Here is a 9828-nt window from a genome sequence, read left to right as displayed (position 1 = left end):
AACTGGGCGACGGGACCGGACCCTACCGGCCCTTCCCGATGGAGGCTCGACTTCCGCCCCACCTCCTGCGAGTGCAGGGCTCTATACACCGCCAGGGCCAGTTCACGCGGGAGGATGTCCCGCAGACGCATCAGTCCAAGAAATTCAGGGTGCCGTGAAGATTCGCCGCGCCCTCCGTCTTCTCCCGTGCCTGGACCCTGGATGCCCCAGGGTCGCGACAGCCCCACGAGAGGTGCGATGGAGGTCTACCCGGATCCACTCCTGAAGACACTCGTCGGCCAGTACCGCATCACGCGGGAGCTGGCTCGCGGCGGCATGGGCGTGGTGTACGAGGCGCTCCATGAGGTCATCGGTCAGCGTGCGGCCGTGAAGGTCCTCCAGAGCACGGGGGACCCGACCTCGACGTACCCACGGCTCCTTCAGGAAGCCCGGGCGGTGAGCCTCGTGCAACACCCCGGCATGGTCCGCATCTTCGACTTCGGCCAGCTCCCGACAGGTGCGCCGTACATCCTCATGGAGCTTGTCGAGGGCGAGCTGCTCCGGACCCGGCTGATGCAGCAAGGCACTCGCCTGGGGCTCCGAAGCACCTCCCGCATTGCAAGGCAGATCGCCACCACGCTTGCCGCAGCTCACGCGCGCGGCATCGTCCACCGGGATCTCAAGCCTGAGAACGTGATGCTCGTCCCTGATGAGGAGGTGGAGGGTGGCGAGCGGGTGAGGCTGCTCGACTTCGGCCTGGCCCGGTTCGTGGGCACTGCCCCCTCGCTCACCGCAGAGGGAGACGTGCTGGGGACTGCGGCCTATATGGCACCGGAGCAGTGTGCGGGGAGTGAAGACATCGACGGCCAGGCCGACGTCTACGCGCTTGGCATCCTGTTGTATGAGCTGGTCTCGCATGGGCCACCCTTTCGCGGGCAGTCGACGGCCGTCATGCGGCAACACCTGTTCCAGGAACCTCCTCCGCTCCCCGAACAGGTATCGCTCCCCGGGGAGCTCCGCACGCTGCTCGGGCGCATGCTGGCCAAGGCCCCCTCTCGCCGGCCGCGCATGCTGGAGGTGGCGGAGCTCCTCCGGCGCCTGGAGCGAGCTTCACTCCCAAAGACGCGTCCGTCCCACCGGGTGGAACCTGCACAGCCTCCCGACGCGCTGCGCGAGGCGACCGGCTTGCCCACCCTCTCGGCACGGCGCCAGTCACTCGCCGCCACTCCTTCCCGCGAGTCTCCCCCGGCTTGTGCGTTGTGAACACCACTACGAAGAAGCCCCCCGTCCGCGTCACACGCTCCGCCGCCACAGCCTCCCTGGTCCTGGTCTTCTCGGGGGGAGAGATCCTGCTCCCACCGCGGCGTTACGCCCCCGGGCGTGAGGGCCTCGTGATCGGCCGTGAGGCGGCGCATGGGATTGCGTTGCCCAGAGACCCACAGGCCTCTCGCAAGCACGCCACTGTCCATAGGGACCCACTGGGAGAGCTGCTCCTTGTGGACGAGGGCAGTCGCAACGGCACCTGCGTCAATGGGCAGCGCGTCACGGAGGCCGTCCTGAGGGAAGGCGACGTGATTGAGGTGGGGGACTCGTTCCTGGTGGTGAGCATGGAGCCCGAGGAGCTCGGGGACGGGCAGGTGCCCGAGCTGCTCGGAACATCGGCGGCGACGCGTCGACTGCGGGCCCTGCTTGCCCAGGTGGCGCCGAGCGACGCGACCGTCCTGCTCCTCAGCGAGAGCGGCTGTGGAAAAGAGGTGGCCGCACGCGCCGTGCACACGCTGTCTGGGCGCAGAGGGCCCTTCCTCGCGGTCAACTGTGGCGCCATCCCCGAGAGCCTGGCGGAGAGCCTGCTCTTCGGGAACCTGGCGGGAGTCTTCACCGGGGCGGTGGCTCGCCCGGGACTGTTCCGCGCCGCGGACGGGGGCACCCTCTTCCTGGACGAGGTGGGAGAGCTGCCTGCGTCCTTGCAGCCCAAGCTCCTGCGGGTGCTCCAGGAGCGTACGGTCCTCGCCGTGGGTGCCACCACGCCTCACCCCTGCGATGTGCGCCTGGTTGCCGCCACCAACCGCGACCTGAAGGCTGCCGTCGCCGGGCAGGGGTTCCGAGGGGATCTCTACGCGCGCCTGGCCGAATTCCCGGTCCACCTGCCTCCCCTGAGGAAACGTCGCGAAGATGTGCTCTTGCTCCTCGCTCATGCGCTGGGATCTCCGGGCGCTCCAGTCCTCGAGCTGGAAGCAGACCTGGTGGAGCGGCTCTTGCTGCACCCCTGGCCGTATAACGTGCGCGAGGTGCTCACCCTGGCCAAGCAGCTGCGCATCCTCGCAGGAGTGGGCCCCTACCGCTTGGAGCTGATAGAGGACTCGCTCCGCTTCCAGCTCTCTCCTCCCCGCGAGACTCCTCCCCCGGCTCCGGCAGAAGCCGAGAACGCCGAGGAGCGCGAGCCACCTCCCGATCGAGCCCAGCTCGAAGAGCTGCTGCGGCTCCACCGTGGAGTGGTAGCCGACGTGGCCCGCGCGATGTCTCGCTCGCGCAAGCAGGTCTACCGCTGGCTCTCCCACCACGGCCTCAAGCTGGAGGCGTTCCGCCACGAGCCCCCATAGGACTGCGGGCTCACAGGCAGATGTCCATATCGCGCAAGGGACGGAGGTGCCCCTCGGCGTTGCCCGTCAGTGAGCGAGCGTAGATGCCGCCGTCCCAGCTCCCATTATTGAAGTGGACGTGAGCCTGGGGGGCCAGCACCGTTCCGTAGAGGCCGTAGCCGGAGGCGGTGAGGACGGTGGCGTCCGGGAAGTTGAAGAGGACGCCGCGCTCGTCGATGCCACCGCCGAAGGCCTGGCCGAGGTTGGAGAGAGTCGCCGAGGTACCGCGAACGTTGATGATCACAAAGGAGTTCGCGGGGGCCTCGATGGAGAGATGTCTGGTACCGGTGAGGGCGTTGGCGTCCACATCGAAGACATTCACGCGGGCCGCGGTGCCGCGCAGCAGGAGCCCGCCCCAGGATTCGACCGTCGTGGTCCCGTTGGTAGGGAGGGCTGCGAGCTCAGAGGAGAGGGTTCGCAGCGCGCTGCCGCGGGCGGCAAAGTCGAGAGGGGTCCCGTGAGATGCAGTGCCACGCCAGAAGGTGACGGACGGGTCGGAGACGAGCTGGCGGCCATACCACGTGTCACCCCAGACGCCGCCTCTGGAGAGTGTGACGTCACCACCGGCCACCAGCACGCGATCAGTGTCTGTGTCCGGCAGCACCGCTCCGATCGAGAAGTCCTGGAGGGCGATGTTGCCACCCGCAGCCACCTGGCCCTGGACGTCGTGCCCCTGGGTGTAGTCCTCGAGGACGAAGAGGTTGTAGTCACCGAGACGAACCTCGATGCAGCGGCCGAAGCTGTTGTCGCCTACCGTCACGGTGATGCTGGTGAAAACCGCACCGTTGCGCACCACGACCGTGGCAAGGCCCGACCCCGTCGCCGTCAGGCTCCCATCGCTCGTCACCCTGGCAACGTTCGAATTCGAGCTCGAGTACACGGTGCCGAGGCCAGGTGATGAGATGTTCCTCGTGACTCCGTCGTCATAGTGGCCAAGCACCTGCAGCCGACGCGTCGAGCCAGGCCCCCGAAGGGTGGCATCCCCGTTGAGGATCTCGATAGAGGTCAACTTCGCCGATGAAGCCACGGGCAGGAGGACCAGCTCCGAGACCCGCATCCGGCCCTCCTCATCGATACCGAATGCACGGAGCTCCACTTTCCCGATGGCCTGCGCTGGAATCGGGAACTCGGCCGTGAACGGGGGTGCCTCGAGGAAGACCGACCTCTCAGCTCCGGTGATGCTCACAACCGCGGGCTGAAATCCCCCAGAGGCTTCCACGACCACTGGCACGGTGCTTCCCGGCGACACGGGCGTACCCGCTCCCGGCGAAACGACCCTCAGTCTGGCGAGCGGAGGCAACGGGGCACTGGTGAGCCCAGCCGCGCTCTGCTTCGCAAGGCCCCGACAGGTTGGAGCTGACGGAATCTCTGCGCAGTGGTTGACCCTCTCAACAGTGCCTGGGCTCGGGATGGAGGGAGTAAACTTTCCACCGTTGATCGGGCTGTTGAGCAGTTCGACGAGTTTGTCTTTGTGCGCAGGGTTGTGCGGAACCCTGAAGTGCTCAGAGTTCTCAAGCAATGGGTCCACATCAAAATAACTTATCGCATCAGGCTCCGCGACACCGCCTTTCTGATCTGCCTCGGTCACGAACAAGTCATGATCATCGGTCATGACGACACCATCCCCATGGGTCTTGGAGCAGAAGACCTTGCTTTGCGGCCCCAGGATGAGCTTTCTCCTCTGCGACGGGGGCAGAGTTCGTGCAGCCGGATGCAGGAACTCCAGCTTCGAATACAAAGTCCTGATGCTGTCGAGAAGCATCTGCCTGGAGATTGTGTCTTCCAGGGCCCTCCCACCGCGGCTCACCAGGAGATGTGACGGGACCTGGGTCCTCCCGATACTGTTGATGACCTCGCTGTTGGTCTTGAGGTCATCAATCGCGCTGCCACCGGCGACTTCGATCGAAATGCCGTGGGGGTCCAGCAACTCGGCCTTGACGTCCGCCCATGTGTCCAGGTCACATTCCTGGAGTTCCTCACGCAGTTCCACGATCCTGTCCGCCATGCGCGTACCCACATGGGGGGTGTTCATGGCAATGAGCCGGTTGAGGTCGCCCCCATTGAAGTTGGTGAAGCGCCGATAGTTGGGCCAGTCGGCATACTTTCGAGTCAAGAGTCCGCCCATACCATGGGCGATGACATCCACCTGCGTGACGGCAGTCCCACCGCGACGCAGCTCCTCCAGGGCTTCGAACACCGCGTCCGGGACGACAGCACTGTTCCGCTCAAGGCTGCTGGAGTTGGTAGCTGAATAGTCAGCACAGGTCGGGGTGAAGATGTTGTGGCGGTAGATGCTCGTGTCTCCGTCCCAGAATGCACAACTGGACCAGATGTCGTGCACGATCACCACGGGCGGCCGGACAATGGTCACATTATATGTATCCCCAAAACCGGCACCACTGGTGGGGGTGTATTGAGTCTCAATGCGGACGTTCCTGCTCCTGGCCTCCGCGTCGCCGCCGGTGTCAAAGTCCTCGGGGCTCATGTACAGGGCAAACGCGTAGTACTGCCCCGGTGCTGCTTGCTGGACATTCACGGTGATCGAGTCACTCCGGTCGGCACGACCGACCGCACTGAGGCCGCCGTCCGCTGGGGCGTGCGCGCCAAGCAGCGAGAACCGCATCTCGCCGGGACCGGGCACGTTGACTCGCAGGAGGACCTGGGTGACGCCGTCAGCCGCCACCTCTTGCACATTCCTTCCTTCCAACGCGAGAGCCGTGGGATCGGTCTTCACGGTGCCCCGGAACGCATCCATCAGGCTCGGGTTCGGGTCAAGCACCTCCATGCTCGAGAAGGTGATGTTGTCAAGAACCACCGTGGAATCCAGGATCCCGTCCCCACGGTCGCGAATGTCGAACTTGAGCGTGACCGGTCCTCCGCTCTCGACCTCGACGTTGATCGTCTGGAAGTCAGTGATTCCTGCGTCTGGAAACAAGGGAACGCCCGCTGGAGGGCCATTCTGAAACCAATCCGGCCCGGCCGGATCATCGGCCATCAGCAAATCGAATCCGGTCCCCCCTCCGCGCGTTGCCGATACGTCGAAGAAGAAGGAGCTGTTCACCGAAGCCCGAGCGGCCTCACGAGCTCCTCGGGCATCCGTCACCTGCACGGTGAACTCGTCGTTGTACTCGGAGCCGACATAGTCGGGTGACTCGGCGCTAAGGAAATTGTAGTCAAAAGACAAGCGATTCAAGCCAGGGGGCACATTGACCGTGACCTGCAGGGTCACCGCGTCATCATGAACGCCCGCGCTCAGAAGGTCGCTGCCCGGCTCGGGCAGATGGTCGAGATTGATGAGGCCTGTGCTCAGCACCACCAGTGAATTGCCTTCCCGCGGCTGGATGAGGCCAAACTCGGGGAGTATCAGCGCTGCCTCAGGATCCGGGCTCGTGAGCTGGGCTCCCGTCACCCTCTCTGCTGGAAGGCCCAGGGCCTGAGCCATATCCCTGGCCGAGGTGAGCGAGCCCGCTCCTGACGGCTTCACCTGTTGCCGACTCGCCATGAGCTGACGCTCGGCCCTGGTCCCGATGACCCCGCTCTGGACTTGCCTCTCAAGCCTGGGCAGGTCGGCCTCGGTACACGCCGTTGCCACCGCGACGACCCACGACAGGAAGAACATGCTGCGCGTCTGCATCGGACTCACTCCATCACGTTGATCGGTGTGAAACGGTTCAGATCTCATGTTCAGCCAATGGAAGGCGGGCACAGCCACCCGACAGTCCCCTGCCGGGTGGCCAGCCACTGCCTGAGGCAGAGCGTACTGAGGGACCGAAGACCCTCTACTGACCCTGAGTGGACATCAGGTAGTCGCGATGCCACTTGCCAGGCAGTCTGGCGAGCACGGGGCCTTCCTTCTGGGTCATGGCGATGGCCTCGTACTTGCTCTGGATCTGCCCGTCACCCACCATGAAGCCGTTGGCGTACACCACAGTCTGATCCTCTGCGAGTGCAGTCTTCTCGGCGTCCGAGCCGACCTTGACGTTGTAAACCTTGCCGTCATAGGCCTCGCGGCTCACCTTGACGAGCTTGCTGGGTCCGGTCCGGGTCATGACCCTGTCACCTGTCTTCAAGGCCTTGGCCTGGACCATGCCGCGAGCCGCTACCTGGATGGGATGCATCTCGGTCATCAGCAGCGAGCGGCCGGCCTCATCACGGATGCGAACCATCGGAACAGTCTCGAAGCCGGCGGCCGTGTCCATGACCGTGAGCGAGGGGTGATACGGATTGAACACCCGGTCGCCCGCCTTCAGCGACTCGATAGGCCCCGACTCGCCGGCCGCCAGCTCGATCTCGGTCCCCGCGGCCAGGCAGCTATTGGTGATCTCGATGCGCTTGAAGACGTAGTCTGGCCGCAGCGCATTCGGATCATTGCTCAGTGTGATGGTGGAGCGATACCGCGTCCCCGTGCCATCGACGAGGGGCAGCACGACGAACACGGTCAGCTTGGCTTCATCCTGCACCTGTCGGCAGCCGTCGTCGAAGTACGCGGCGAAGGCTCCTGTGAGGTCCCAGCTGAAGGTCTTCTTGTTCGCAGTCCACGCGACCTGGTTCCAGAACTGCCCCATCTTTGCTTCCAGGGTGTTGTTGTTGGTCACATCGCAACCGCCGCCTACATTGGTGAGGATCAGCTTGACGTGCCCCGCATCGGGGCGATCAACGTTGTTGTTCAGATCCGTCTTGATCTGATTGATGGTCGTTGTGTCAAGAAGATGGTTGCTGGCGATCGTGATCGAGCCCTTCAGCGGCAGCTTGATGGCTTGCGGAGTGCCCGTGAGATCATAGTCGCAGTCCTGGGTCCAGGTGCGGTTCAAGCACACGGAGATGCGATTGTCGTTGAACGCGATATCCAGCGGGGCCTCGACCACAAGCCCCGTCAGGCGGGGTACTTCCGCGACGCCGGCTTGGTTCGCCGAGCCCACCTCGGTGTAGACGTACGAGTCCGTGAATCCCGCTGCCGAGTCTTCGAGCTTGTAGGACGCAACCCTGTACCGACGGAGGTTGGTCCTGCTCAGATCGCCCGTCGCGCTGATGGTGACGTTGCTCCCATCATCGAACTCCTCGCGCCACGCGAGGCTACCCAGCGGACGACCGCTCACGTCGGTGTAGCTGACGTCGGCATAGGTATAATAGGCGCCGCCGGGGAACGTGGAGCTCGCAGTGCCTATACCGTCATTGGCGGCAGCGGTGGTCTCACCAAGGCTGGCCATCTCGATCAGGTGCATCTCCTGGCGATCCGCCGTGGACAGGATCCCCATCTCCTTCGCGGGCAGGAGGCCGGCCTGATACCCCCGGGCCAGGTGCGTCTGGCGCCGCTTCTCCATGGCCTCGAAGAGGTACGGCGAGTTGATGGGCGTCTTGCCCGCGAGCTTGAGCCGCGCCATGGCAAACCGGTGTTGCCTGGGATCCGCCAGGTTCAGGCGGACGCGGACGTCCGGCGAGGTGAGGCCGTGGAGATAGGACTGATCGGCCATATACGTCTCCCACTCGGGCTTGGACAGCCTTCCGGGCTCCTCGAGCCCCTGTTCGCTGTAGCCGGTGGAGGCCTGCTGCTCCTCCTGGAGGTCCGACTTGCATGCAAACAACATGGCCAGACAAGCGCCGCTCAGGACGCTGACCAGATGGCGTCGCACTCGAATCATATTGCTTCCTCGCTCTGTTCGGGTTTCTGACTCGCCCACGTGAAGCCGTGACTCAGGTCACCTGCACACCTGGGCATAGTCGGCACAGCAGTCGTTGTAGATCTCGCAGCTTGGATCGCAGAAGCAGCCGTTCCCGGCGCCACCGCACAAGCCCTGACAGCTCCCGGGCTGGTTGCTGCAGTAGTAGTTGCCTTGGTTCAGGTCAGTGAACAGCAACGCGTTGGGTGAGCCCTTGGGGTCGCCCACGCAGTCGAGGCTCACCGAGCCCTTGATCGCGGCTTCGATCTGCGCGGGTGTGGCGCCAGGGTTGGAGCTCAGGTACTGGGCTGCGGCCCCCGCCACATGCGGACTCGCCATGGACGTGCCACTGATGATCCGCGTCGCGGTGGTGCCGCCGATCCAGGCCCCAAGGATGTCGACGCCAGGGGCAAAGAGGTCCACACACGCCCCCCAGTTGGAGAACCCAGCCCGCTTGTCTTCGTTGTCAACGGCGCCAACGGTGATGGCCTTGGGCTCACCCGCTGGCGACGTGAAGCATGCATCCTGGTTCGCATTGGCTGCGGCGACCACGAAGGTGACCCCCGAGTCCACCGCGTTGGCTACCGCCGCGTTCACCGCCGCGACGCGCCCCCCTCCCAGGCTCATATTGGCTACACAGGGTGTTTTCTGCTTGAGACAATCGTTGCGGACGAAATCCACGCCGGCAATGATTCCGGCCCAGGATCCAAACCCATCACAGGCCAGCACACGCACTGGGTGGATCGTGGCATGCTTGGCCATTCCGTAGACGGTGCCGGCGGCTGTGCTGGCGACGTGGGTGCCGTGACCATGGCAGTCCTCCGTGCCTCGGCCGTCCGTGATGGCCGTGAAACCTCCGTTCAGCCGACCGGTAAACTCGGTATGTTGCGAGTTGATGCCGGTGTCGAGGATGTACACATGAACGCCAGCGCCGGTACGGCCATGGTCGTTGTACATCCCGTCACGGCCCAGGCGCTGGTCCGCCCGGTCAATTCCGACAGCTGGGCTGGGGAAGGTGGTGTTGAGCGAGACCTTCTGGTTCTCCTCGATGTAGACCACTCCCAGGTTGCGACGCAGCCCGTTGAGCGCCGCAGCATCGATGCGCGCAGCAAACCCAGGGATGACCGAGTATCGGTGCATGACCTGGTTCTCCCCCCCAGCCTGAGCGATCCGGCTTGCCGCCGCATCGATGGAAGCCCTGGCGACCCCCTCCGCGAAGACCACGATATACTCTCCAGGAATACGGACATCCTCTGGCGCCGTGACCACCGGCGCCGTGAAGCCATCCATGTCCGCTGGATTCTCTGGGGGATTGCTCGATGCCTCCTGTTCGTCGCAGCCGATGCCCGGGCCCAGCGCGAGCATGCTGATCAACACCAAGCTCCAGGCGCGTGAGTGCTGAGAGCAGTTGCCATCTGTCTGCCTTGTCTTCATAGGGTCTCCTTGAGTCTGCGCAACGGCTTCCGTTGGCAGAGCAACAGCGGTGCCAGCCTGAAAGCCCTTGGATTGACGGGACCTGGCATGCGCTGGGACAGACCCATGGCTGTGACCGC

General features: G+C 64.5%; 5 protein-coding genes. 2 read left to right on the top strand and 3 right to left on the bottom strand.

The genetic code is table 11. The features are described 5' to 3' along the window. Window positions 1-237: 237 nt before the first annotated feature. Together VD972_RS10565 and VD972_RS10560 are read left to right on the top strand one after the other, a co-directional pair. Window positions 238-1242, top strand: coding sequence for a serine/threonine-protein kinase (locus VD972_RS10565; RefSeq protein ID WP_324984768.1), 1005 nt, complete (start codon window positions 238-240; stop codon window positions 1240-1242). After that, window positions 1239-2579, top strand: a complete 1341-nt coding sequence (locus tag VD972_RS10560) for a sigma 54-interacting transcriptional regulator (protein ID WP_324984765.1) — start codon at window positions 1239-1241, stop codon at window positions 2577-2579. The genes VD972_RS10565 and VD972_RS10560 overlap by 4 nt, the downstream gene beginning before the upstream one ends. A gap of 10 nt (window positions 2580-2589) precedes the next feature. On the opposite strand, the gene VD972_RS10555 is transcribed toward VD972_RS10560, so the two are convergent. From VD972_RS10555 to VD972_RS10545, 3 genes are all read right to left on the bottom strand, one after another. Next, entirely contained in the window at window positions 2590-6252 is a 3663-nt protein-coding gene (locus VD972_RS10555) for a choice-of-anchor A family protein (protein WP_324984763.1), read from the bottom strand. A gap of 145 nt (window positions 6253-6397) precedes the next feature. After that, window positions 6398-8257, bottom strand: coding sequence for a Hint domain-containing protein (locus VD972_RS10550; RefSeq protein WP_324984760.1), 1860 nt, complete (start codon window positions 8255-8257; stop codon window positions 6398-6400). A gap of 57 nt (window positions 8258-8314) precedes the next feature. Next, window positions 8315-9640, bottom strand: coding sequence for a S8 family serine peptidase (locus VD972_RS10545; RefSeq protein ID WP_324984769.1), 1326 nt, complete (start codon window positions 9638-9640; stop codon window positions 8315-8317). Window positions 9641-9828 lie beyond the last annotated feature (188 nt).

The sequence above is a fragment of the Hyalangium sp. genome (assembly GCF_035629615.1).
Taxonomy (GTDB): Bacteria; Myxococcota; Myxococcia; order Myxococcales; family Myxococcaceae; genus Hyalangium.
The sequence above is the reverse complement of the archived record's forward strand: the minus strand, read 5'-3'. Positions and strand labels throughout refer to the sequence as shown.